Below are 23624 nucleotides of genomic sequence, written 5' to 3'. Positions count from 1 at the left end.
ATGGTTTCCGACGTCTTTGGTGAGGTCGGCATCGCCGCCACCTATGGGCTCGTCGGCCTGGTGTTGATGGCCGTCGGCTTCGCGCTGGTCGACGTGCTCACGCCCGGCAACCTCCGCGATCAGGTCTGGGTGCAGCGCCACCGGAACGCGGCGATTCTGCTTGCCAGCAACCTGCTCGGCGTCGGCATCATCGTGGCCACGGCCATCGCCGCCAGCCAGGGCAACTGGGCTGAGGGCCTGCTCTCCACCGCTGCCTACGGGTTGCTCGGGCTCGTCCTGATGGGTGTCTCGTTCATCGTGATCGATCTCTTCACGCCGGGCAAGCTTGGCGAGATCCTCATGGAGGAGGAGTCGCACCCCGCCGTCTACGTCAGCGCCGCGTCCCACATCTCGGTCTCCGCGATCGTGGCCGTCGCCATTTTCTGAGTGTCCACCAGGGTTGCCCGCGCAGGGCTGTTATTCGCCACGTTCGTCTGCGCGGCGTGCGGGCTCGTGTACGAGCTCGCACTGGTGGCGCAGGGTTCCTACCTGCTCGGCGATTCGATCACGCAGGCGTCCGTGGTGCTCGCGACCATGGTGTTCGCCATGGGGATCGGGTCGCTCACGGCGAAACCGTTGCAGCGCAGGCCCTTGGTGAGCTTCGTGGTCGTCGAGGCGTTGCTGGCGGTCACCGGCGGGCTGTCCGTGCTCGGGCTGCACGCCGCCTTCACCTGGCTCGACCTGTACTGGCCGGCGCTGATCGGCATCGCGCTCGTGGTCGGTGCGTTGATCGGCGCCGAGATCCCGCTGCTGATGACGCTCCTCCAGCGGATCCGCCGCCAGGACGCGGGTTCCGCCACGGCCGACCTGTTCGCCGCCGACTACATCGGCGCGCTCGTCGGCGGGCTCGCGTTCCCGTTCCTACTGCTGCCGCTGCTCGGGCAGACCAGAGGCGCACTGCTGGTCGGCATGGTCAACGCGGTCGCCGGCGCCGCGGTCGCGCTGTTCCTCTTTCGTACCAACGCGACCCGCAAGACCGCGCTCGCCGGCGGGACGGCCGCCGTGCTGGCGCTGCTGGTGTTCGCGTTCGCCCAGAGCGACGCGTTCCTCCGCTACGCCCGCGACGAGCTGTACGACGACCCGGTCGTCTACGCGGAAACCACGCAGTACCAGGACATCGTGCTCACCGAGTCGTCGCCGGTGGTGCCCGGCCCATCGGACGTGCGCCTGTTCCTCAACGGTGACCTGCAGTTCTCGTCGGTCGACGAGTACCGCTACCACGAGTCGCTCGTACACCCGGCCCTCGCCGGCAAGCGGGACCGGGTGCTGATCCTCGGCGGCGGCGACGGCCTCGCGCTGCGTGAGGTACTGAAGTACCCGGACGTGCGCGAGGCCGTCGAGGTCGAGTTGGACCCGGCCGTGCTGAACCTCGCCAGGGACAACCCGGACCTCACCGCGCTCAACGACCACTCGCTGGCCGACCCACGCGTGCGGGTCGTCACCGCCGACGCGTTCACCTGGCTGCGTGACGCCGGTGAACGCTTCGACGCGGTGATCATCGACATGCCGGACCCAGACTCGACGGCCACCGCCAAGCTGTACTCGGTGGAGTTCTACTCGCTGGCCCGGCGGGTGATGGCCCCCGGCGCGCGGCTGGTCGTGCAGGCCGGCTCGCCGTACTTCGCGCCCCGCACGTTCGACTGCATCGACGCGACCGTGCGCGCGGCCGGCCTGAAAACCACGCCGTACCACGTGAACGTCCCGAGCTTCGGCGACTGGGGCTTCATCCTGGCCGAACAGAGCCAAAAACCAGCCCTGACGTTGGACCCGCCGGTGCCACTGCGTTTCCTCGACGAGGCGAACCTGGCCGCCGCGGCCGTCTTCCCGGTCGACCGGAGACCCACCGGCGCCGAGTCACCGTCCACTCTGGACAATCCGAAGATCGTCCGGCTCACGACCGCGGAGTGGCAGCAGTACTAACGCCACCGCGCTCAGGGCCGAGGAGAGCCACATCGCGTGCCGGTGGTCGATGGCACCCGTGAGCAACGGCCCGAGGACGGCGCCGATGTTCAACGCGACCGTCGCGAACGACCCGCCGAGCGTCGGCGCCTCCGGCGCGGCGGAGAGCACCCGGTTGACGAGCGCGGAGCCCGCGCCGAACGACAGCGCTCCCTGCACGACGGTCATCGCGAACAGCGTGACCGGGTGCGGGCTGGCCACGGCCAGGAGGAGCCAGCCGACCGGCAACGCGAACAACACGGGTACCAGGTGTCGGCTGGGACCGATCACCGTGACCCCGACGAACGCGCCTGCGCCGAACGCGGCAAGCAGGGCCGGCACCGCACCCGACGGGATCGCCGTCGCTACGACCGCGAGGTAGGCGAACGTCGCGAACGTGGCGCCGTTGACGAGCGCCGCCAGTACGAGCGCATGCCACACCGGCCAGCGCAGCAGAACGCGGAACTCCTTGCGCACCAACACATGGCCAGCCGGCTCGACCGGCGCGGACCGGAACACCAGGAACAGCGCCGGCAACGACAGCCCGGCCACCGCCCAGAACGCGGACCGCCAGCCGGACAGCTGGCCCAGCAAGGCTCCAGCGGGCACACCGGCCACACAGGACAGTGTCACCCCGGCGATCAGAACGGCCGTGGCCCTGGCCTGCCTGCCAGGGCCGGCCACCGTGGCCGCCGCCGACATCGCGACGGCCAGGAACCCGGCGTTGGCGACCGCGGCGACGACCCGCGTGCCGAACAGCACGGCGAAGTCATGGGTCACCGCGCCAACCACGTGCGCGACGACGAACGCGGTGAGGAACACGGCCAGCGCCCGCCGGCGTGGCCACCGTGCGCTGAGCCCGGCCATCACGGGCGCTCCGGCGACCATCCCGATCGCGTACGCGGAGGTGAGGCTCGCGGCGGCGGCCACGCTGACGGACAGGTCGTCCGCGATGCCCGGAACGAGACCGGACAACATGAACTCGGACGTGCCCTGCGCGAAAACGGCAAGGCTGAGGACATAGACGAACAAGGGCAAGAGAACTCCCAGCGTCGGAAGAGGACACGAGTGATGTCCAGTCGCTGGGGGCGTGACTCAGCGCCGCCAGACGACTGGCGGCTCGGCTCTGTCCGACTCGGGACTCGTCACGGGCGGCACACTACCGGCAGGCGGGTGGCGCACCAAGCCAATATGGAGGGCATGAGGGTCTTCGTACGGGCGCGGTTCGACGTCCACGACGGCCGGCAGGCGGCCCGGAGCTTCGCGACCTGGCCCCGTACGCGCCGGTGTTCCCCGACGTCAGGGAAGTATCAGGTTGAGGTCGCCGAACTCGTGCCACAGGTACTGCTCGGCGAGGGCCTCCCGGTAGATCTCGCACAGCAACTCCGGCCCGGCGATGGCGGCCAACATGTCCAGATGGGATGCTCGCGGTTCGTGGAGTCCCGTCAGCAGGCCGTCGACGTGGCGGACCCCGCGGGACGGGGTCACGATCACGTCGGTCCAGCCGTCGTCACCGTCGCTCTCGATGGCACGCACGGCGGTGGTACCGACGGCGATCACCCGGCGGCCTTCCGCGCGGGCGTGCGCGACGAGGGCTCGGCTCGGGCGGGGGACGAGGAACCGTTCCGGGTACGGGCGTTCGTGTGCCTCCAGGGACGCGACCCCGGTGTGCAGGAGCACCGGCGCGAACTGCACGCCCCGTGCGACCAGCTGAGCCACGAGATCCGACGTGAACGGCCGGGACGCGCTCGGCATCTCCGCGCTGCCCGGCGTCACCCCGAACACCGTCTGGTAGTAGGACAGCGGCCACCGCCGGCCGACGTAGGAGTACCGGATCGGCGCCCCGAACGCCGCCAGGTACCCGGGCACACCCCGACCCCCGGTGTCTACATCGGACTCCCAGAGCCGGCCGGTGGAGAAGGGGCGCCGCAGTGTCACCGAGCCGCCGCCGAACAGCGGGTACCGCGTGCCGGCGCGGCCATCACGGAAAGGCTCGCGTGCCTGCCGCAGCTCGACCAGCCACGTGCCGTCCAGCTGCTCGGTGGAGAAGTGCACGACGAGCGCGCTGTCCGGCACGGGCACCGCCGCCGGCATGGTCGCCGACGTGTTGACAACCAGCACGTCTCCCGGCCGCAGCAACGACGGCAGGTCCGTGAACCGGTGGTGGCCGACCCGCCCGGCACCACGCTCGCCGACCAGCAACCGCACGCCGTCCCGCCCAAGCCCCCTGGCCTCGGGCGGTTCGTGTGCCTCCAGCGTGGCGGGCAACGAGAACTCGATCGTCATCACTCGCTCCACACCATCACGGTGGCGCCGGCGGGGCCGCGGACCTCGAAGCCGTGGTGACCGCGCGGATACCGGTGCGGGGCCGCGACAAGCTCGTCGCCCGACATCCGCGCGAAGACGGCATCCACGTCAGGCACCTCGAAGGCGAGGGGCGCTGGCCGCGGGTCCTCCGGCGTGACAAGTTCTATGAACGCCGTTTCCGCGCCCAGCACCACCCCCTCCTCCCCGTCACGGCGCCAACCGTCCACCACCGGCAGCCCGAGGCGGTCCCGGTAGAACCTCACCGCCGCCGGCAGGTCCGTCACCGTGAAGGGCAGCCACAGCCTGGTCACGCCGGCACCGTGACGTCCGCGAGGCGGACGCGACCCGAGGGTGGTCGGGTGGTCACCAGGCGCACGAACGCCGGGACCACGGTCTCGGGCAGTGGCCGGTCGCTGATGTCCTCGCCGGGGAACGCCTCCTGGTGCATCCGCGTCCGCAGGTCGCCGGGGTCCACCCACCACACCCGCAGCGCCGGCTCCTCGGCCGCCAGCACGGCGCTGGCCTGCTCGATCGCGGCCTTCGCCGACGCGTAGCCGCCCCACCCCTCGTACGCCTCGACCGCCGCGTCCGAGGTGATGTTCACCAGCGCGCCCTCCCGGGCACGCAGCGCCGGCAGTACCCGCTGCGTCAGCGCGAGCGGCGCCAGCACGTTCACCTCGAACACCTCCCGCAGCGCCTCCAGCGGGTAGGACGCCAGGGGCGGCTGCGGGCTCGGGCCGAGGATGCCGGCGTTGTTGACCAGCAGATCCGCCGTGCCGGCGGCGTCGATCAGCGCCTCCCGGTGGGCGGGGTCGCGGATGTCACCCGCCACCGCGACGACGTCACCGCCGATCCACTCCGCGGCGTCCGCCAGGTCGGACTGTGTGCGGGCGTCCACGACCAGCCGCCAGCCAGCCTCCGACAGCCCGGTGGCCAGTGCGAGCCCCAGCCCGCGGGACGCTCCGGTGACGATCGCGACTCGTTTCATGTACTCGAAGCTACGAACGAAAACTGGCCGTGCCATCGGTCGCCGGACCGCCGGGACCTCGGTCTTTGGACCTAGGTCCGGCTCGGAGGCCGCCCCGGATGGGTACCGTTGACGGCGTGAACGTCCGGAACGAACTGCGGGACGTCAGCGCGGCGGTGCTGGCCGTGACCGCGCACCTCTCGGTCCGCGACGTGCTCACCACGATCCTCTCGTCCGCACGCAAGCTCGTGGGCGCCCGATACGCCGCGCTCGGCGTCCCGGACTCGCACGGCGGCTTCGCGGAGTTCCTCGCCGACGGCCTGACCGACGAGGAGTGGGCCGCCATCGGTCCGCTGCCCCAGCAGCACGGCGTGCTGGGGCTCATGCTCTGCGACCCCAACCCGGTGCGGCTCGCCAACATCAGGGACCACCCGCATTTCGGCTGGTGGCCGAGGGCGCACCCGGCGCTCACCGACTTCCTCGGCATGCCGATCAGCGACGGCGAAGAGATCATCGGCGAGGTGTTCCTCGCCAACAGCCGCAAACCGGGCGGCTTCACCGCGGAGGACGAGGAACTGGTCCGCCTCCTCGCCGCGCACGCGGCCATCGCACTGGTGAACGCGCGCCTGTACGAGCACAGCCGCGAGCTGTCCATTGTGGAGGAACGGAACCGGATCGCCCGCGAGCTGCACGACGCCGTGTCGCAGAAGCTGTTCAGCCTGCGGCTCACCGCGGACGCGGCGTCCGCGCTGCTGGACCGCGACCCGGAACGGGCACGGGCAGAGTTGGCGACCGTCCGCCGGCTCGCGGCCGAGGCGAGCAGTGAGCTGCGGGAGATCGTCGTCGGGCACCGGCCGGCGGACCTGGCCGGCGACGGGCTCGACCGGGCGCTGCGCAAGCAGGTGGAACTGCTGGACCGCGTGCACGAGCCGGCCATGCACTTCACCGGAAGCGGCTGTGTGCCAAGGCTTTCCGAGCTGGGGCAGCAGGCGGTGTACCGGATCGCCCAGGAGGCCATGCACAACGCGTTGCGGCACGCCGACGCGACCCGGATCGAGGTGGTCCTGTCGGTCGACGACGAGGGCACGGTCCTGCGGGTGACCGACGACGGCGTCGGCTTCGCCCCGGCGAGCACGGTCGCCGGCCGCCGTCTCGGGCTGGCCTCGATGCGGGAACGCGCGAGCCAGGCCGGCGGCACGCTCACGGTGACGTCCGAACCGGGCGGTGGAACGACCGTGTGCTTGGCGGTGCCGGCATGAGCGGAGCTTGCGGAGCGAATCATCAACAACCAGGACGCCGCCGAGCCCGCGGAGGGCGCCGGTGTAGCGGAGCCTGCGGAGCGTTCCGGCGCCACGGAGCGGGAACGGCGGCGTCATGATCAAGGTGCTGGTCGTGGACGACCATCCCGTTGTGCGGCAGGGGTTGCGGACCTTTCTCGACCTGCAGGACGACATCACGGTCGTGGGGGAGTCCGCCGACGGCGAGTCGTGCGTGACGGACGCCGAACGCCTGCGACCGGACGTGATCCTGCTCGACCTCCGCATGCCGGGCGGGGACGGCGTGGCCGCCTTGCACGGCCTGCGTGACAACCCGGCGCGCGTACTGGTGGTCACCAGCTACACCGAGCCGAGCGCGGTGCTCCCGGCGGTCCGGGCCGGCGCGGCCGGCTATGTGTACAAGGACATCGACCCGCCCGCGCTCGCCGCGGCGATCCGCTCCGTGCACGCCGGTCACGTGCTACTTCACCCGGACGTCGTGCGCCTGCTCGCGGCAGAGGACACCCGCCCGGCCGAGCTGACCGCCCGCGAGCGGGACGTGCTCGCCGAACTCGCCAACGGCCGTTCCAACCGGGAGATCGCCCGTGCGCTGACGCTGTCGGAGAAGACGGTGAAAACCCACGTCAGCGCCATTCTCGGCAAGCTGGGCGTCCAGGACCGGACCCAGGCGGCACTGCACGCGGTCCGCGCCGGCCTGGTCGAACGGTAGAGCCACATATCAACCACTTGGTTGATCCGAGAACTCCTTCACGGTGGCAAGGTGGGTCCCGTTCTCTCAACATGGGGGTGAGACATCTTGTCCTGGGGAAGAAAGCTGTTCACGGTTGGCGCGGCGGTGGTCCTGTCCGCGAGCCTGGTCGGCAGTGGATCCGCCGACCGGTCCACAAGAGACAGTGACTGGGGTTCGTGGCAGAAGGACCTCGTGGGGTCCCGGTACGCCGTGGCCGAGCACCGCGTCAACGCGCGCAACGTCAAGAACCTGAAGCTGAAGTGGGCGTTCGCCTACCCGAAGACCGCGAGCACGACCGTGCGCAGCGCACCGGCCGTGGTCGGGAACACGATCTACTTCGGCGGCTCCGACGGGAAGTTCTACGCCCGCGACGCACGGAACGGTGCCGCGAAATGGGAGTTCGACCTGACGTCGGTCGACCCGGATGGCCGCGCGCTCGTCCACGACGGCCCGGCGGTGTCCGGCGGTAAGGTCTTCTTCGGCGACGCGCGTGGCTACCTGTACGCGCTCGATGCCCGCAGTGGGGCGCTGAGGTGGTCGACCCGCGTCGACGCGCATCCGTCCGCCACCGTCACGAGCTCGCCAATCGTCTACAAAGGACGTGTGTACGTCGGCGTGTCCAGCGACGAGAACGGCGGCGACAGGAACTACCCGTGCTGCACGTTCCGGGGGCACCTCGACTCGCTCGACGCGAACACCGGCGAGCTGAAGTGGCGTCACTACACGGTGCCCGAGCCTCAGCAGGTCGGTACGTGGCCCAGTGGCGCGGCCAGGTTCGAGCCGTCCGGTGCCGGCGTGTGGAGCTCGCCGGTGATCGACCCGCGTACCGGCACCGTCTTCGTCGGCACCGGCCAGAACTACACCGGCAGCGCCGGCGACTTCGACACCCTGCTGGCGCTGGACGCGCGGACCGGCGGCGTGCGGTGGAAGAACCAGGTCACCGAGGCCGACACGTGGCGGGTGCTGTGCAACGACCCGGATCCCACCGGCTACTGCCCGGGGCTCGCGGACGGCACCGCGCTCGACTACGACATCGGCGCCACACCGAACATCTTCCGGGTCGGCGACCGCACGCTCGTCGGCGTCGGCCAGAAGGTTGGCGTCTACCACGTGTTCGACGCGCGGACCGGCGAGGTCGTGTGGCGTCGCCAGCTCGGCGAGCCGTGGCCGTCCGGCGGCATCGGCGGCATCCAGTGGGGTGCCAGCTACGACGGCCGGTGGCTCTACATCCCCACGTACTACGCCGATCCCGGCACGCTGTTCGCGGTGGACCCGGCCAACGGCGACGTGAAGTGGCAGACCGAGGCCCCGGCGGACGGCTGCACAACCGGTGGCGCGGGTCAGTTCCCGAACCCGTTGTGCGCGCCGGCACACGGGGCGCCCGCGACGAGCAGCCCCGGCCTCGCGTGGGTTGGTGGCGTCGACGGCAAGCTGCGGGCCTACGACGCCGCGGACGGCCGGATCCTGTGGACCTACGACACGGTGCGCACGTTCACCGGCGTCAACGGCATCGAGGGCATGGGCAGCGCGATCACCGGCACCGGCGGCGGCGTGGTCATCTCAGACGGGATGGTGTACGTGCAGTCGGGGTACTGGCCGGAGTACTCGACGGAGAAGGGGCACGTACTGCTGGCGTTCGGCCTCTGATCAATCCACAGAGGACGCCGGCGATGACCAGCACGGCGGCCAGCAGCACGAGCGGGGTGAGCCGCTCGCCGGTGAACAGCGCGGCGGCGGCCATCCCGAAAACCGGTACCAGCAACGAGAACGGGGCGATCACGGACGCGGAGTACGTCCGGATGAGATAGCCCCACACCCCGAAACCGGCGACGGTGGCCACCAGCCCGACGAAGAAGACGGCGCCGGCCGCCGGCCACGTGACGGTCCGCAGCGCGTCCCAGCCGCGCTGCGGACCTTCGAAAATCGCGGACAACACGAACAACGGCGGCGCGGCGAGGGCGCTGACCCAGACCATGAACCGCAGCGTGTCCGGCGGCGCGGCGTGCCTCGTCACCACGTTGCTGATGCCCCAGGCCGCCGCGGCGCCAATGAGCAGCAGGAACGCGCCGATCGGACTGGTGGCCCCGAGATCGAGCGCGATCAACGCGATCCCGCCCAGTGCCATGACCATGCCGAGTATCTGTTGCCTCGTCAGCCGTTCCTTGAGCAGCAGCACGGCGAACAGCAACGTGAACGGCGCCTGTGCCTGCATCACGAGCGAGGAGAGCCCGGGCGGCATTCCTGCGGTCATGCCGATGAACAGCAGTCCGAACTGGAGGATGGCGAGCGTGAGCGTCACCAGCGCCACCCATCGCCACGGCACGCCGGGGGAGCGAAGGAAGAAGATCGCCGGCACGGCCGCGACGAGGAACCGCAGGGCCGAGAACAGCAGCGGCGGAAAATGCGCGAGCCCGACGTCGATGACGACGAAGTTCACGCCCCACACGGCCGTGAGTCCCAGAGCGAGCAGCAGGTGACGGGGAGACATGCCAGTAGCCTCTTGGCGTGCTTGATGAAGCACAAGTTAATAGTTCTTGGCCCGAGACGTTAGAGTTGCTGCATGTTCGATCTGACGCGGCTGCGCGTGCTGCACGCCGTCGCTGGTCACGGCAGCCTCGCCGCGGCTGCGCGGGCACTGCACCTGACCCCGTCCGCCGTCTCGCAGCAGATGGCCAAACTGGAACGCGAGGCAGGCTGTGTACTGGCCGAACGAAGGGGCCGCCACCTCCGACTGACGGACGAGGGCAAAGCACTCGCCACCCACGCTGAACGCATCCTGGCCGCGGTGGAGGAGGCCTCCGCTGACCTGGACGAACGCCGGGGCCGCGTACTGGGCACCGTCACTGTTGGCGCCTTTCCCACAGCGGCCCGTGGCCTGATGCCCGCGGTGCTGCGAGCCTGCGCGGCCCAACACCCGGACCTGCGGATCGGCGTGCGCGAGGTGGAGCCGTACCAGGCAATGGGCCTACTGACCGCCGGCGTCCTGGACATGGCGGTGTCCCAGGACTGGATGAACCTGCCCGTGGCGCTGCCGACCCGAATGGCCAGCGCGGACCTTGGCCTGGACCCCGCGGACGTGGCGCTCCCGCCGGGACATCCCTTGGCTGACCGGGAAAGCCTGGCCCTGTTCGAACTGGCCACCGACCCGTGGATCACGTCCACTGTGGGCACGATCTGCCACGACTGGCTGACGAACACCTTCCGCCGCGACGGTCACGAGCCGCTGATCGTGCACCAGGCCGCCGAGTTCCCTACGCAACTGGCGCTGGTGGCGGCGGGGTTGGGGGTGGCGGTGATCCCCCGTCTTGCCGCGGACTCGGTGCCGGCGGGTGTCCGTCTGGTGCCCGTCCGGCCCGCGCTGGAGCGCCGGGTTTTCGCGGTGTGGCGCGAAGAGGCCTCTCGCCGCCCCGCCATCCGCGCTGTCGTGGTGGCACTGACGGAAACGTTTGCGCAGCCTCGGGGATAACCGAGGCGGACATCATCCGAAGTGGAATTCGGTGTTCGCGCCGCACAGGACGAGGCACGGCAGGTCTCCTGGTACCAGGCCTGCCAGCCATGCCGCGAACGGCACCGCACCCGCGGGTTCCACTGCCAGGCGGAAGTCCTCCCACAGACGGTCCCGTGCCGCGAGGATTTCCTGGTCGGATACCAGGACCGACGTCGCCGCGCGGAGGATTGCGAACGGGACCTCACCGACGCGGGTCGCGCCCAGGGCGGATGCGGTTATCCCGCTCACCTCGGAGTCGACCGGGCGGCCTGCTGCCAGTGCGTCGTGGAGGGCCTGGCAGCCGTGTGGTTCGACCGCGACAACGTGTCGGCCGCCGGCGCCCAGCATGGTGCCCGCCGCGAGCCCGCCGCCGCCGACGGCGACCACCAGGGTGTCCACCGACGGCGCGTCGGCCACCGCCTCCGCCGCGCACGTGCCCTGACCCGCCACTACCAGCGGGTGGTCGTAGGCCGGCACGTACAGCGCGTCCGGCACCTCCATGGCCGCGGCCGCCGCCTCGGCGTAGCGGGTGCCGTGGCGGATCAGTTTCGCGCCGGCTGCCTCGATGCGGCGGGCCTTCGCCTCCGGCACGGACTCCGGTGTGTACACCGTCGCTGGGATGCCCAACAGCGACGCGGCCGTCGCCACCGCGAGTCCGTGGTTGCCGCCCGATGCCGTGACCACTCGCGACGGTCGCGAGTCGACACCCAGCAACGCGTTCAACGCGCCCCGCACCTTGAACGAACCCGTCAGCTGGAGCTGCTCCAGCTTCAGCACCAACGGCTTCCCGTCGACCTCGACGCGCATGATCGGTGTGCGGCGCACGTACGGTCCGATGCGTTCGGCCGCGGCGGCCACGTCTGACAGCATGAGACCACGGTAATGGAGCGAGGGGTCAGCACGTGGTCGCGGTGTTCGGGTTCGCCTGGTGGCTGGGCCTCTATCTGCTCGCCCGCGACGTGACCAAACCGGCGCTCCGGCGCGCCGGCATCGGCCTCCTCGGCTATGCCATGGCACTCGCGACGGCCGGGACAACGGACCACCCGCTGCTCGCCGCCGTCCACGCGGTCTTCCTGTCGTTGCCGTCGGTGTTCTGGACCGGGGTGCTCATCGCGGGCCGCGCCGAGGCGGCCTGGCGGTGGGGTGTGCTGCCGGGCAGCCTCGTGCTCGCCGCCGCCAGCCCGTTCGTCGGTGCCTGGAGCACGGTGGTCGTGGTGCTGCCGCTGTTCTGGGCGCTCGGCCTGTTCCTCCGGCACGGTGGACGGCCGCGGCTCGTCGCATTGCTCATGTTCGGTCTCGCCGTGTCGCTCGTACTGCTGAGCTTCCTGTCCGGGGAGGCGCGGACGTTACTGCTTGCCGGCATCGGCGTCGACCTGGTGCTGCTGGGCGGGAGCGTGGCGGTGCTCGACGCGTTCGACGAGGGGGAGGCGATCCGCCGGGACATGCTGTGGTCGCTGCTCGTCGCGGGCGGCACCGCGGTGCTGTTCGGTAGCCAGGTGGCGCTCGCCGCGTGGCTGGTGGACCGGCCGCTCGACCTGTTGGCGTACGGGGTGGTCGGCGCCGCGATCGCGATGCAGGTGCTGGCCAGGCCCATCAACGCGCTGGCCGACCGGTTCGCTTTCCGTGACGCGCCGGACCTACGGCGGGAGCGCGATGAGCTGCGTGAGGTGGCCGCCGCGCTGCCGCGTCGCGCGGAGGTCCCACTGTCCGAGTTCGACGAGACCGAGTTCGTCCGGCTCACCCGTCGGGCGCTGTCCCACTACGGCGATCTCGGCAAGCTGGCGTCCAGCCCGCTGACCTCGCTGCCGGTGATCGCCGCGCGGCTCGCGGAACGTGGCGTGCCGGACGCGCCCCTGGCCCGCGCGACGGAGCTGAAGGCACTGCTCCTGGAGACGATCACCCGGCTCAAACCGGCCGATGGCGAGTTCGGTACGTCCGAGGAGTGGCGGCACTACAACGCGCTGTTCTTCTACTACGTGGTCGGTGTCCGCCCGTACAGCGTGCGGACGAAGGTGACCGAGCTGGACCCGGTCGCCCGCCGCGCGCTGGCGTGGTTCGCCGACCACGTGCCGGAGCGGACACTGCACAACTGGCAGGCCGCCGCGGCGAAGATCGTGGCGACTGAACTGCGTCTGACCAGCGCTTGGCCGTGAGCGGCCCGGCGGCGTCTGGACTGAGCGAGCAGCGGAGGCCGGGAGCGAAGCGACCCGCCGAGCAGCGCAGGGTGGGAAGACGCCGCCTCCTCGGGGCCGCTCACCAGCGAGCGGAGCGAGCCAATTGGCACTGTTTGGCAGCCTTTGGCGTGGTACTGGCAGTGCGAGTTGGGCGACCTTCGGTGGCGTCAGAACCACGGAAGGAGTTCGAAATGACCACCATTGCCCGCACCCCCGCCCTGCTGCGTGAAGCGCTCAGGTTCGACGGGTTCGCGACGCTGCCGAGCGGGGTGCTCGTGGCCGCGCTGGCCGGCGTACTGGCCGAGCCGCTCGGCATCCCGACGGGGGTGCTGGTCGGCGCCGGCCTGTTCTTCATCGTGTGGGGCGCCGGCGTGCTGTACCTGGGCACCCGGCCCGCGATCAACCGTCGCGCGGCGACCGCCGTCGGGGTTGTGAACGTGGTGTGCGCGGTGGACGGCGTGCTCGTCGCCGAGTTCGCCGGCCTGACGACGCTCGGCACGGTCGCGCTGCTGGCCCTGTCGGTCGCGGTCGCGGGGATCGGCGCGCTGCAGCTGTTCGCGGTACGCCGATAGATTGGGCCACGTGCCGCAACAGTTTCCGACCGCCGCCGCGACCGCCATCGGTTCCATGCCTGGAACCGATCCGGTCGAGGCGGCGGCCGTCGTCGTGGGCGAGCTGCCCGACCTGCCACACCTGCCGGAGCTGCCGAAACGCGGGCTGGGCGCGGACCTTGTCGGCCGCACCGCCGCGTTGCTGGTCGACCTGGCGGTGGAGGTGGTGCCGTCGGCCTACCGGGTCGCCGCACGGCCGGGGGCGGACCACCGCACGGCGGTCGACCACCTGCGCCGCGACCTGGACGCCTTCGAGCAGGCCGTCGAGAGCGCGGCTCCTGGCCTGGTCAAGGTGCAGCTGGCCGGTCCGTGGACGCTGACGTCCGAGATCGAGCTGCATCGTGGTCATCGCGTCATGACCGACCCCGGCGCGCTGCGGGACTTCGCCGAGTCGCTCGCGGAGGGCCTGACCAGCCACGTCGCGGAGATCCACAAGCGCACGGGCGCCGACGTGGTGGTGCAGCTGGACGAGCCGTCACTGCCGGCCGTCCTGGCCGGTGCCCTGTCGACACCGTCCGGGCTGAGCACGGTCCCGGCGGTCGCGGAGCCGGAGGCCCGGGACCTGCTGGCCGGCGTGATCGACGCGGCCCGCGCGGCGACGGGCCAGCCGGTGATCGTGCACTGCTGCACGCCGCGCCCACCGGTCGCGCTGTTGCGCGCCGCGGGCGCCGACGCGGTGGCCCTGGACGCGACCCTGCTGGAGGGGACGCCCGCGGCGTTCGCCGACCAGCTGGGCGAGGCATGGGACGACGGGTGTGTGCTGCTGCTCGGTCTGGTCCCGAGCACCGACCCGAGCCGCCCACCGACCCTGCACGACGTGGCCCGCCCCGCACTGGAACTGGTGGACCGGCTGGGCTTCCCCCGCTCGATCCTGGCCGAACGCGCACTCCCGACCCCGACGTGCGGCCTGGCCGGCGCGACCACGTCGTGGGCCAGGCGCGCGCTGGAGCTGACCAGGGACCTGGGCAAGGCCTTCGTGGAACCTCCGGAGTCCTGGTAGGTCAGGTGGCCTCCCACAGGGCCGCGATGGGCAGCGACAAGAGTCGTTCGCCGAAGTTGACGCTCCCTCGTTTGCCCGTGTGGAACACGATGCCCTGGCTGAACTGATCGCCGACATGGTCACGCAGCGCGGTCAGGCCGCGAAAGTCCTCGGCGGTGACCGTGTCTCTCGCCTTGGACTCGATGCCGACGATCCGGCCGTCATCTCGTTCGAGGACGACGTCCACCTCCGGGCCCCCGCTGATTCGCCAGTGATGGAGGCGGACCTCGGACTCGCTCCAGGTGACCTGCTTCGCGAGTTCGTTGACGATGAACGTCTCGACAAGCGCCCCACGCAGGGGGGCCACGGGATTTGCCAGTGAGTCAGGGGAGATACCCAGCAGTGAGGCCGCGAGGCCCGTGTCGGTGAGATGCACCTTGGCGTGCTTCACCACCCTGGCGGTCGGGTTCCGGGACCAGGCCGAAAGCCGGTGTACCAGGAACACCGCCTCCAGCAGTTCGAGATAGCGGTTCACGGTCGCGCGGTGCAGGCCGGTCTTGTTCGAGGTCTGGACGCTGTTGTGCTCCTGTGCGGTGATGGAAGCGAGGTAGGACAAGAGCGTGGTGATCGCACTCGGTTCGTTGATCTTTGTCATCTCGCGGATGTCCCGTTCCGCGATCGCCCGCACGTAGCTGCGGAACCAGGTACGGCGAGATCGAGCACTGTGCATGAGGGCCGGCTCGGGGAACCCGCCTCGGCAGATACGGGCGAAGTAGTCGGTGCGGTCTAACTGCGACGGTGTGAACGCACGCAATGCGTCTGGTTCGTCGAACGCCATGTCGACGAACTTTTCGAACCTGCCCTCGAACTCGCCTTGCGAGAACGGCCAGACATCGACCACGGCGCCGCGACCGGCAAGTGACTCGGACAAGCTGGGGGTGGACAGAAAGCGGGTCGAACCGGCGAGGACGTACTGGCCCGGTTTCCGGACCGCGTCGACCTCGGCCTTGATCGCCCTGACCAGGGGATTGCCGGCTCTTTGGACCTCGTCGATGAGCCTTGGCTCGGTGCCGCTCGCGACGAACCCGAGCGGGTCGCTGATCGCTGCCTGCAGCAGTTGCTCGTCGTCGAGGTTGAACAGCGTCCCGCCATGTCGAGCCTGTACGTGCCTGAGCAGCGTCGTCTTGCCGGCTTGTCGAGGGCCGTTGAGTATCACGACACGGAAGGTGGAGAGATACTCATCGACGAGTTCGCAGCACGCGCGTGTCAGATCGGACTCGAACACGACACCTCCGCAGGTCATCGAGGCTGGTGGACCTGCAGAGTGTACATCTCGCAGCACTCTGGACCGACATTCCACAGGCCCTCCGACCGACATTTGGCAGAGGTTTGCATCGACATTCCTGTGGCCTCACGCCCGCCAGCCGGGCGTGAGGCCGCACATGATCACTGCGTCGTGGCCGGCTTTCGGAACGTGAGTGCCACCAGGAAGGTCAGCAGCACGATGCCGGCCGCGAAGGCGAACGCGGACGTCGCGCCCGCGACCACCGCGTCCGTGCCCGTGAGGCCCCGTGATCCCGAGCCCGCCACCGTCACCAGGAGGGCGAGGCCCAGCGTGGAGCCGATCTGTTGCATCGTCTGCAGCACGCCGCCCGCGGCGCCGGCGTCCGAGGGCGGCACCGTGCTCATGATCAGTACGTTCAGCGGTGAGAACCCCAGCCCGGCGCCGACGCCGAGCAGGACCATCGGGCCGAGGATCGCGGGGACGTACCCGGAGTCGGCCGACAGCGACGACAGCCACCACAGCCCGACCGCCATCATCAGTGTTCCCGTCACCGCCAGCGGTTTCGGGCCGGTGCGGGGCAACAGTCGCGGCACGAGGCGGGACAGCGCGAAGATGCCAACGGCCATCGGCAGGAACGCGAAGCCCGTGGTCAGCGCTCCGTAGCCGCTGACCTCCTGCAGGAACTGGGTCATGAAGAAGAACGCCGCCATCATCGACAGCGGGCCGAGGAAGAAGTTCGCGTAACCGGCCGCCCGGTTGCGGTCCGCGAACAGGCGCAGCGGCAGCATGGGGTTCGCGATCCGGGTCTGGGACACCACGAACGCGACCACCAGCACCGCGCCTGAGGCGAGCGGCCACATGGCGGTCGCCGTCCCCCAGCCCGCTTCCGCCGCTCTGATGAACCCGAACACGAGCGAGGCAACGCCGGTCGTCGCCAGGGCCGCGCCCACCAGGTCGAGTGGCGCGCGGTTGCGGGCCGGCTCGCTGATGTACCGGGAACCGCACGCCAGGACCACCAGGCCGAGCGGCACGTTGATGAACATCACCGACCGCCAGGTCAGCCACTCCGTCAGAAACCCGCCGAGGATCAGCCCGATGGCGAACCCGGAGCTGGCCATCGCGGAGAACAGCGCCAGCGCCCGCATCCTGGCCTGCTGGTCGGTGATCGTGCTGGTGATCAGCGCGAGCGTGCTCGGGCCCGCGGCCGCGGCCCCGATCCCCTGGAGGATCCGTGCCCCGATGAGCAGGCCGGCCGAGTCGGCCAGCCCGCCGGCCAGCGACGCGACGGTGAACACCGCGATGCCGATCAGGAACATCCGCCGCCGGCCGAACAGGTCACCCATGCGGCCGCCGAGTAGCAGCAACCCGCCGAACACCAGCGTGTACGCGTTCATCACCCATGACAGGCCTGCGGGGGTGAAGCCAAGGTCGGTGCGGATGCGGGGGAGCGCCACGTTCATCACGGTCGCGTCGAGCATCAACATGAGCTGGCACGTCAGGATCAACGCCAGCGCGAAACCGGGCCGGGCCGCGACGGGCCTGGCCAGTGTTTGAGTCGACAAGCTAACACCCCTAAGTGGAGATACTCTCCGTTTGGACCGGGTTAGCATATGGAGAGTATCTCCGGCTACGCAAGCCTATCCGGAGAAACTCTCCGGTTGGAAGGGGTGCATCGATGCGCGCGGACGCCCGCCGCAACTACGAGCGGATCGTGGCCACCGCCCGCGACGTGTTCTTCACAGACGGGATCGACGCCCCGCTCGACGACGTCGTCAAGCGCGCCGGTGTCGGAGCGGGCACGCTCTACCGGCACTTCCCGACCCGCGACGTGCTGATCGAGGCGGTCTACCGCCAGGAGATCCTGGAAATCGCGGAGCTCGCCTACGAGATCGCCAAGGTGTCGGCGCCGGAGGACGCTATCCGCGAGTGGTTCCGTGAGCTGATCCGGTTCCACATCGAACGGTCCGACCTGGCAAGGGCGTTGAAGGCGGCGATCGACGAGGAGTCGGAGACCTTCCAGTACTGCAAGGAGAAGCTGCGGGAGGCGGCCGGGTCGCTGCTCGAGCCGGCGCAGGCCGTCGGCGTGGTCCGGGCGGACCTGGAGGCGGTCGACCTGATGCGGCTCTCGCACGGCATCGGGGCCAGCGCCAAGTTCGCCGACGAGGCCGGCCAGCAGCGGATGCTGTCGGTGGTGCTGGAGGGGTTGAAGCCATGAGGTTCTTTCGCCGCAAGGACAAGCCGGCTCCGGCACGGCCCGATCACGCCACACGGGCCGAGCTTTTCTGGCGGGGCTGGTACGACCTGCTGCCCGAGGTGGCCGCCGCGCTCGGCGACCGCGAACCGCAACGGGTGGAGAACCAGCTGTGCGACCTCGTCGCCACCCTGCACCCCGAGCTGCACTTCTCGCTCGAGCGGGGCCAGCGGGCCGTCTACGCGCTGGTGGTCACCGGCCAGGAGGACCCGAAGCTGCGCCCGTACACCGACGCGTGGCGGGCCGCGGCGCCGGCCGACGACGCGATCTGGGAGTACCACGACTCCGTGCCGCCGGTGCCCGACCCGACGCTCGTGACCGTCAACCTCGGCGCGCACCGGATCCCGCTCGAGGACGTCCGGGTCGTGGCGCAGGTCGACGGGGACGCCGTCGACGTCGCCGTCTACCACCCGAAGATGTCCGAACTGGACCCCGCGGCCCGCGACGCGATGACCTACCTGCCGCTCGACGCGGCACTGGGGGAGCGGCTCGCGGCCGAGCACCTGCGGCGCGTGGAGACCGCCGACTCCGAGCCGGAGGGCACCATCGGGTTGCTGGAGCTGCGAGCCCTCGTCGAGGGCCTCGCGAAGCCCGGAAATGTCGGTGGTAGCGACTAGCCTGGGCCCGTGACCAGTGCAGACCGTGACATGGCGGTAGAAGGTGTCGAGGACGTGCCGGCCGGCGTGCGGGAGCGGCACGGGAAGCTGTCCGAGGAGATCAACGGCCACCGGTTCCGCTACTACGTGCTCGACTCGCCGACGATCTCGGACGGTGAGTTCGACACGTTGTGGCACGAGCTGCTGGCCATCGAGGAGGCCCACCCGGCCCTGGTCTCGCCGGACTCGCCGAGCCAGCAGGTCGGCGGCACGTTCTCCACGGAGTTCACGGCGGTCGACCATCTGGAGCGGATGCTCAGCCTCGACAACACGTTCGACGCCGACGAGCTCGGCGCCTGGGTGGACCGCGTCGAGAAGGAGCTGGGGCCGACCAGCTACGTGTGCGAGCTGAAGATCGACGGTCTCGCGATCAACCTGCTCTACGAGAACGGTCGCCTGGTCAGGGGGTTGACCAGAGGTGACGGGCGCACGGGCGAGGACGTGACGCTGAACGTCCGCACGCTGGCGGACGTGCCGTTGCGGCTCACCGGCACCGACGAGTTCCCCGTGCCGAAGCTGGTCGAGGTGCGCGGCGAGGTGTACTTCCGCCTGGAGGACTTCGCCGAGCTGAACGCGAAGATCGTCGAGGCCGGCAAGGAGCCGTACGCCAACCCCCGCAACACCGCCGCGGGTTCGTTGCGGCAGAAGGATCCCAAGGTCACCGCGAGTCGCAAGCTGCGGCTGATCTGCCACGGTCTAGGCAAGCGCGACGGCTTCGAGCCGGCTCGGCAGTCCGAGGCGTACCAGGCGCTCGCGGCGTGGGGTCTGCCGGTGTCGGCGCACACCAAGGTGATCGACACCCGCGAGGAGCTCGGCGCGCACATCGAGTACTGGGGCCAGCACCGCCACGACGTCGAGCACGAGATCGACGGCATCGTGGTCAAAGTGGACGAGGTGGCCAAGCAGCGCAGGCTCGGCACCACGTCCCGGGCGCCGCGGTGGGCGATCGCGTACAAGTACCCGCCGGAGGAGGCCACCACGACGTTGCTGGACATCCAGGTCAACGTGGGCCGCACCGGCCGGGTGACGCCGTTCGCGGTGATGGAGCCGGTCAAGGTGGCCGGCTCGACGGTCGCCATGGCCACGCTGCACAACGCGAGCGAGGTCAGGCGCAAGGGCGTGCTGATCGGCGACCGCGTGGTGATCCGCAAGGCGGGCGACGTGATCCCCGAGGTGCTCGGCCCGGTGATGGACGCCCGCCCGGCCGACGCTCGCGAGTGGACCATGCCGACCGAGTGCCCCTCCTGCGGCACGACACTGGCGTACGAGAAGGAGGGCGACGCCGACATCCGCTGCCCCAACGCCAGGAACTGCCCCGGCCAGCGCAAGGAGCGGCTGACCTACATCGCGGGTCGGTCGGCGCTGGACATCGAGGTGCTGGGCTACGAGGCGGCGGCCGCGCTCATCGACTCACGAGTGCTCCACGACGAGGGCGACCTGTTCGATCTGGACGAACCGCGACTGCTCGACGTGGAGTTGTTCCGCACCAAGGCCGGCGCGCTGTCGGCCAACGGGCAGCGCCTCTTGCAGAACCTGGCGCTCGTCAAGGACCGTCCACTGTGGCGCATCCTGGTGTCGCTGTCGATTCGGCACGTCGGCCCCACCGCGGCACGCGCGCTGGCGCTGGAGTTCGGTTCCCTGCCACGCATCATGGACGCGTCCGACGAGGAGTTGGTGGGGGCCGAAGGCGTGGGGCCGACCATCGTCGCGGCGTTGCGCGAGTGGTTCGCGACCGACTGGCGCCGGGAGATCGTCGAGAAGTGGCGACGCGCCGGCGTGCGGATGGAGGAGGAGCGGGACTCCTCGATCCCGCGCAACCTCGACGGTCTGTCTATTGTGGTCACGGGCAGTCTGGGGACCTTCTCGCGCGACGAGGCCAAGGAGGCGATCCTGGCCCGTGGCGGCAAGGCGGCCGGTTCGGTGTCGAAGAAGACCGCGTTCGTGGTGGTGGGCGACGCACCCGGCACCAAGTACGACAAGGCCGTGCAGCTGAAGGTTCCGGTGCTGGACGAGGACGGCTTCCGTGTCCTGCTGGCCGATGGTCCGGACGCCGCCCGCGAGATGGCGCAGATCGGGGAGGAAGAGGCCGCCGAGGATGAGTGAAGTGACGATCCGCCCGGCCCGTGAGGACGAGTTACCCGCGGTGGGCGAGCTGACATTCGAGGCCTACCAGGCCAACGGCTACCTGACCGGCCGCGAGGACGGCTTCTACGCGCAACAGCTGCGCAACGCCCGCCCCCGCTACGAGCAGGCGGAGCTCCTGGTGGCGGTGGACGAGGACGACACCATCCTCGGCACGGTCGCGATCGCGCGGCACGGCACACCGTGGCGGGAGATCGGCGGCCCGGACCAGCTGGAGTTCCGCATGCTGGCGGTGTCCCCGGCGGCCCGCGGCAGAGGCGTCGGCGAGGCCCTGACCCGTCGGGTGCTGGACCGCGCGGTGGAACTGGGCTGCACGGCGGTGGTGCTGTGCAGTTCGGAGCTGATGCACGCGGCCCACCGCCTGTACGAACGACTCGGCTTCTACCGCACCCCCGAGCTGGACTGGCGTCCGGAACCCGACGTACCGCTGCTCGCCTACCGCCTGGACCTGGCGAGTGCCTGAGCCGACAACGGCCCCGGCACAGGCCGTCGTGTTGATCACTGGCATCCAGGCGGCGGGTAAGTCGACGGTCGCCCAGCTGCTGGCCGAACGGCTGTCCCGTTCGGTGCACCTGCGGGGCGACCTGTTCCGGCGCATGGTGGTCGGCGGCCGGGCGGACATGACACCCAACCCGTCCGAGGACGCGATGCGGCAACTGCGCCTGCGTCACCGGCTGACCGCGACGGCGGCCGACGAGTACTTCCAGGAGGGGTTCACGGTCGTCGTCCAGGACGTCGTGCTCGGCGTGCACCTGACCGCGATGGTCCACCAGATCCGCGCACGCCCGCTGTTGACCGTCGTCCTCGCCCCGCGCGTCGAGGCGATCGCCGCCAGGGAGACGGCCCGGGCGAAGAGCTCCTACGACGCGTGGACCGTCGCCCAGCTCGACCACGGCCTGCGCAACGACACACCCCGTCTCGGCCTCTGGCTCGACACCTCCGACCAGACCCCGACAGAAACCGTCGACGAGATCCTCCGCCGGGCCTGGACGGAAGCCCGGGTCTGAAGAAATTCGCGCTGCCCGATCATCCACGCGTGCCGACCGCGGGCCTGACCTGTCGAACGGCCGCGACGGCGATCCCGACGACGGTGATCGCCGCCGCGACCAGGAACAGTGACCGGGTGCCCAGGCCCAGCGCGACGCCGCCGAGCCAGCCCGCGAACGCCGCCGCCACCTGGTAGGCCGACGCGTTCACCGCGATGGCGAGGGTCGGGGCGTCACCGGCCGCGGTGAGCACGCGTGCCTGCATCCCCGGGACGATCGCGAACCCGGCCGCCCCCAGCACGAACACGAGCACGACGTTGGTGTCGAGCCACATCAGCGCGAGGACTGCCGCCAGCGCGGTCAGCAACCAGAGTTGTGACCGCACTGGCGAGCGGTCGGCCAGTTTTCCGCCGAGCAGGTTTCCGACCGCGGCGCCGACCCCGTACACGAGCAGCAGAACCGGCACCGTGCCATCGGCGAAGCCGCCCACTTCCGTTGCCAGCGGGGCGAAGTAGGTGAACACGACCAGCGCCCCGGCGTTCCCCACCGCCGTCACGGCGATCGCCAACCACACGGCCGGTGCCCGGAACACCCGCAACTCGGCGGTCGCCGACCCAGCCGCACCTGCCGTCGCGGGCACGAACCGCGGAAGGAGTGCCAACCCCACCGCGCAGCACACGGCGATCGCGACGAAAGTGGCGCGCCAGCCGTAATGCGTCCCGACGAACGTGCCGAGTGGGGCGCCGAGGATCATCGCCAGGTTCATGCCGAGGGCGAGTCGCGCGACCGCCGAGGCCTTCCGGTCTTCCGGTGCGGCCGTGGCCACGATGACGATCGCGTTGGCGAAGAACGTCGCCGTGACCAGCGCCGTCACGACGCGAGTCGCGAACAGTACGGCATAGGTGGGCGCGACGGCCGAGGCGACGTTGCCGGCCACGGCGACCGCGAGGAGCACCATGATCAGCGGCTTGCGCGGGTAGCGGGCGGTCAGGGCGGTCAACGCCGGCCCGCCGGCGATCATCCCGAGTGCGTAGGCCGTGACCAGCAGACCTGCCGCCGGGATCGAGATGTCGAGCCCGGCGGCGACGCCGGGGAGGATGCCGGCGAGCACGAACTCGCCGGTCGTGATGCCGAAGACGCAGAGCATCAACGTGGGCAGCATTCTTTACCATCCAGTACAAAATAGGGGCAACAGAAAACGTCAGAGGGCCGCCAGGGCGCCCTCCACGACGTCGAGCAGGGCCGCCCGGTCGTCGGTGACCTTCGCGAGCGTGCGCAGGCCGTAGTAGGTGCTCTGGAACGTGCGGGCGACCTGCCTCGCGGGTCGGTCGGTGCGGAGTTCGCCGGCACGCTGGCCGGCGGCGATCACGTCGGTGACGGCCTGCTCGAAGTCGCGGAACTGCTTGCGTACCAACGCGGGTACCTCACCGTCGCGGCCGCTGACATCGATGGCCGCGTTGAGCGCCAGACAACCGCGGCGGCCGGGGTCGGCGAGGTCCGTGTCGATGACGCCGATCATCAACTGCCGCAACCGTTCCCGCGTGTCACCCGGCTGCGCCAGCAGTTCCAACTGTCGTGCGGCCCAGGTCTCGGCGTAGCGGCGCACGGACTCCTCGTAGAGGCGGTGCTTGCTGCCGAAGGCGTTGTAGAGGCTGCCGCGACCGAGACCCGTGCGCGCGCAGAGGTCCTGGGTCGTGGTCGCCTCGTAACCCTTCTCCCAGAACACATCCATGGCGGCGTCGACCACGGCGGTGTCGCTGAACTCCCGTGGCCGTCCCATGTCGATGACGTTAGC

General features: G+C 70.3%; 24 protein-coding genes. 14 read left to right on the top strand and 10 right to left on the bottom strand.

Going from position 1 to position 23624, the window contains the following annotated elements; all coding sequences use genetic code 11:
* Together VF106_RS15355 and VF106_RS15350 are read left to right on the top strand one after the other, a co-directional pair.
* A complete protein-coding gene (locus tag VF106_RS15355) occupies positions 1–426 on the top strand; it encodes a DUF350 domain-containing protein (protein ID WP_330840369.1) in 426 nt (141 codons plus the stop codon).
* Positions 427–1959 (top strand): polyamine aminopropyltransferase, encoded by a 1533-nt coding sequence (locus VF106_RS15350; RefSeq protein WP_330840368.1) that lies wholly within the window; start codon positions 427–429, stop codon positions 1957–1959.
* On the opposite strand, the gene VF106_RS15345 is transcribed toward VF106_RS15350, so the two are convergent.
* The 4 genes from VF106_RS15345 to VF106_RS15330 all read right to left on the bottom strand — a co-directional run bounded on the left by VF106_RS15345 (position 1894) and on the right by VF106_RS15330 (position 5272).
* Positions 1894–3015 carry a Cmx/CmrA family chloramphenicol efflux MFS transporter gene (locus tag VF106_RS15345; protein WP_330840367.1) on the bottom strand — a complete coding sequence of 374 codons (1122 nt, stop codon included), beginning with the start codon at positions 3013–3015 and terminating at the stop codon, positions 1894–1896. The two genes, VF106_RS15350 and VF106_RS15345, sit on opposite strands and share 66 nt — an antisense overlap.
* Before the next feature lie 261 nt (positions 3016–3276).
* Positions 3277–4263 carry an S-adenosylmethionine:tRNA ribosyltransferase-isomerase gene (locus tag VF106_RS15340; protein WP_330840366.1) on the bottom strand — a complete coding sequence of 329 codons (987 nt, stop codon included), beginning with the start codon at positions 4261–4263 and terminating at the stop codon, positions 3277–3279.
* Positions 4263–4595, bottom strand: a complete 333-nt coding sequence (locus VF106_RS15335; protein WP_330840365.1) for a VOC family protein — start codon at positions 4593–4595, stop codon at positions 4263–4265. Before VF106_RS15335 ends, VF106_RS15340 begins: the two co-directional genes overlap by 1 nt.
* The gene (locus VF106_RS15330) at positions 4592–5272 is read right to left on the bottom strand and encodes an SDR family NAD(P)-dependent oxidoreductase (protein WP_330840364.1); all 681 of its coding nucleotides are present in this window, start codon (positions 5270–5272) and stop codon (positions 4592–4594) included. The genes VF106_RS15335 and VF106_RS15330 overlap by 4 nt, the downstream gene beginning before the upstream one ends.
* A gap of 116 nt (positions 5273–5388) precedes the next feature.
* Between VF106_RS15330 and VF106_RS15325 the strand changes: the two genes are divergently transcribed.
* From VF106_RS15325 to VF106_RS15315, 3 genes are all read left to right on the top strand, one after another.
* Positions 5389–6510 (top strand): GAF domain-containing sensor histidine kinase, encoded by a 1122-nt coding sequence (locus VF106_RS15325; protein WP_330840363.1) that lies wholly within the window; start codon positions 5389–5391, stop codon positions 6508–6510.
* A 115-nt stretch (positions 6511–6625) separates the two neighbouring features.
* Positions 6626–7237, top strand: a complete 612-nt coding sequence (locus VF106_RS15320; RefSeq protein WP_330840362.1) for a response regulator — start codon at positions 6626–6628, stop codon at positions 7235–7237.
* Between the two features lie 87 nt (positions 7238–7324).
* The gene (locus VF106_RS15315) at positions 7325–8905 is read left to right on the top strand and encodes a BamB-related PQQ repeat family beta-propellar protein (RefSeq protein WP_330840361.1); all 1581 of its coding nucleotides are present in this window, start codon (positions 7325–7327) and stop codon (positions 8903–8905) included.
* Here VF106_RS15315 and VF106_RS15310 read toward each other — a convergent pair.
* Entirely contained in the window at positions 8814–9746 is a 933-nt protein-coding gene (locus VF106_RS15310; RefSeq protein ID WP_330840360.1) for an EamA family transporter, read from the bottom strand. The two genes, VF106_RS15315 and VF106_RS15310, sit on opposite strands and share 92 nt — an antisense overlap.
* A 72-nt stretch (positions 9747–9818) precedes the next feature.
* On the opposite strand from VF106_RS15310, the gene VF106_RS15305 reads away from it, so the two are divergent.
* The gene (locus tag VF106_RS15305) at positions 9819–10724 is read left to right on the top strand and encodes a LysR family transcriptional regulator (protein WP_330840359.1); all 906 of its coding nucleotides are present in this window, start codon (positions 9819–9821) and stop codon (positions 10722–10724) included.
* A 12-nt stretch (positions 10725–10736) separates the two neighbouring features.
* On the opposite strand, the gene VF106_RS15300 is transcribed toward VF106_RS15305, so the two are convergent.
* Complete coding sequence (locus VF106_RS15300) at positions 10737–11615, bottom strand: serine/threonine dehydratase (protein WP_330840358.1); 879 nt, start codon at positions 11613–11615, stop codon at positions 10737–10739.
* Between the two features lie 32 nt (positions 11616–11647).
* Here VF106_RS15300 and VF106_RS15295 point away from each other — a divergent pair, with 32 nt between their 5' ends.
* The 3 genes from VF106_RS15295 (at position 11648) to VF106_RS15285 (ending at position 14530) form a co-directional block, all read left to right on the top strand.
* Positions 11648–12898 (top strand): hypothetical protein, encoded by a 1251-nt coding sequence (locus VF106_RS15295; RefSeq protein ID WP_330840357.1) that lies wholly within the window; start codon positions 11648–11650, stop codon positions 12896–12898.
* A gap of 212 nt (positions 12899–13110) precedes the next feature.
* A complete protein-coding gene (locus VF106_RS15290) occupies positions 13111–13491 on the top strand; it encodes a hypothetical protein (RefSeq protein ID WP_330840356.1) in 381 nt (126 codons plus the stop codon).
* 10 nt (positions 13492–13501) lie between these two features.
* The gene (locus VF106_RS15285) at positions 13502–14530 is read left to right on the top strand and encodes a methionine synthase (protein ID WP_330840355.1); all 1029 of its coding nucleotides are present in this window, start codon (positions 13502–13504) and stop codon (positions 14528–14530) included.
* 1 nt (position 14531) lies between these two features.
* Here VF106_RS15285 and VF106_RS15280 read toward each other — a convergent pair whose 3' ends face one another.
* On the bottom strand, positions 14532–15794 hold the full coding sequence (locus VF106_RS15280; protein ID WP_330840354.1) for an ATP-binding protein: 1263 nt from the start codon (positions 15792–15794) through the stop codon (positions 14532–14534).
* Positions 15795–15955: 161 nt separating this feature from the next.
* Entirely contained in the window at positions 15956–17356 is a 1401-nt protein-coding gene (locus VF106_RS15275) for an MFS transporter (RefSeq protein ID WP_330840353.1), read from the bottom strand.
* A gap of 113 nt (positions 17357–17469) precedes the next feature.
* Here VF106_RS15275 and VF106_RS15270 point away from each other — a divergent pair, with 113 nt between their 5' ends.
* The 5 genes from VF106_RS15270 to VF106_RS15250 are packed head-to-tail and all read left to right on the top strand — an operon-like array spanning position 17470 to position 21850.
* On the top strand, positions 17470–18009 hold the full coding sequence (locus VF106_RS15270) for a TetR/AcrR family transcriptional regulator (protein ID WP_330840352.1): 540 nt from the start codon (positions 17470–17472) through the stop codon (positions 18007–18009).
* Entirely contained in the window at positions 18006–18662 is a 657-nt protein-coding gene (locus tag VF106_RS15265) for a hypothetical protein (protein ID WP_330840351.1), read from the top strand. The genes VF106_RS15270 and VF106_RS15265 overlap by 4 nt, the downstream gene beginning before the upstream one ends.
* A gap of 30 nt (positions 18663–18692) precedes the next feature.
* Positions 18693–20804 carry an NAD-dependent DNA ligase LigA gene (gene ligA / locus VF106_RS15260; RefSeq protein WP_330840462.1) on the top strand — a complete coding sequence of 704 codons (2112 nt, stop codon included), beginning with the start codon at positions 18693–18695 and terminating at the stop codon, positions 20802–20804.
* Positions 20797–21306, top strand: coding sequence for a GNAT family N-acetyltransferase (locus tag VF106_RS15255; protein WP_330840350.1), 510 nt, complete (start codon positions 20797–20799; stop codon positions 21304–21306). Before ligA ends, VF106_RS15255 begins: the two co-directional genes overlap by 8 nt.
* Positions 21299–21850 (top strand): AAA family ATPase, encoded by a 552-nt coding sequence (locus tag VF106_RS15250; RefSeq protein WP_330840349.1) that lies wholly within the window; start codon positions 21299–21301, stop codon positions 21848–21850. The genes VF106_RS15255 and VF106_RS15250 overlap by 8 nt, the downstream gene beginning before the upstream one ends.
* Before the next feature lie 19 nt (positions 21851–21869).
* On the opposite strand, the gene VF106_RS15245 is transcribed toward VF106_RS15250, so the two are convergent.
* A complete protein-coding gene (locus VF106_RS15245; protein ID WP_330840348.1) occupies positions 21870–22991 on the bottom strand; it encodes an MFS transporter in 1122 nt (373 codons plus the stop codon).
* A gap of 39 nt (positions 22992–23030) precedes the next feature.
* A complete protein-coding gene (locus tag VF106_RS15240) occupies positions 23031–23609 on the bottom strand; it encodes a TetR/AcrR family transcriptional regulator (protein WP_330840347.1) in 579 nt (192 codons plus the stop codon).
* Positions 23610–23624: the final 15 nt, after the last annotated feature.

The organism is Actinophytocola sp. (assembly GCF_036378875.1).
In the GTDB taxonomy this organism is placed as follows: Bacteria; Actinomycetota; Actinomycetes; order Mycobacteriales; family Pseudonocardiaceae; genus Actinophytocola.
The sequence above is the reverse complement of the archived record's forward strand: the minus strand, read 5'-3'. Positions and strand labels throughout refer to the sequence as shown.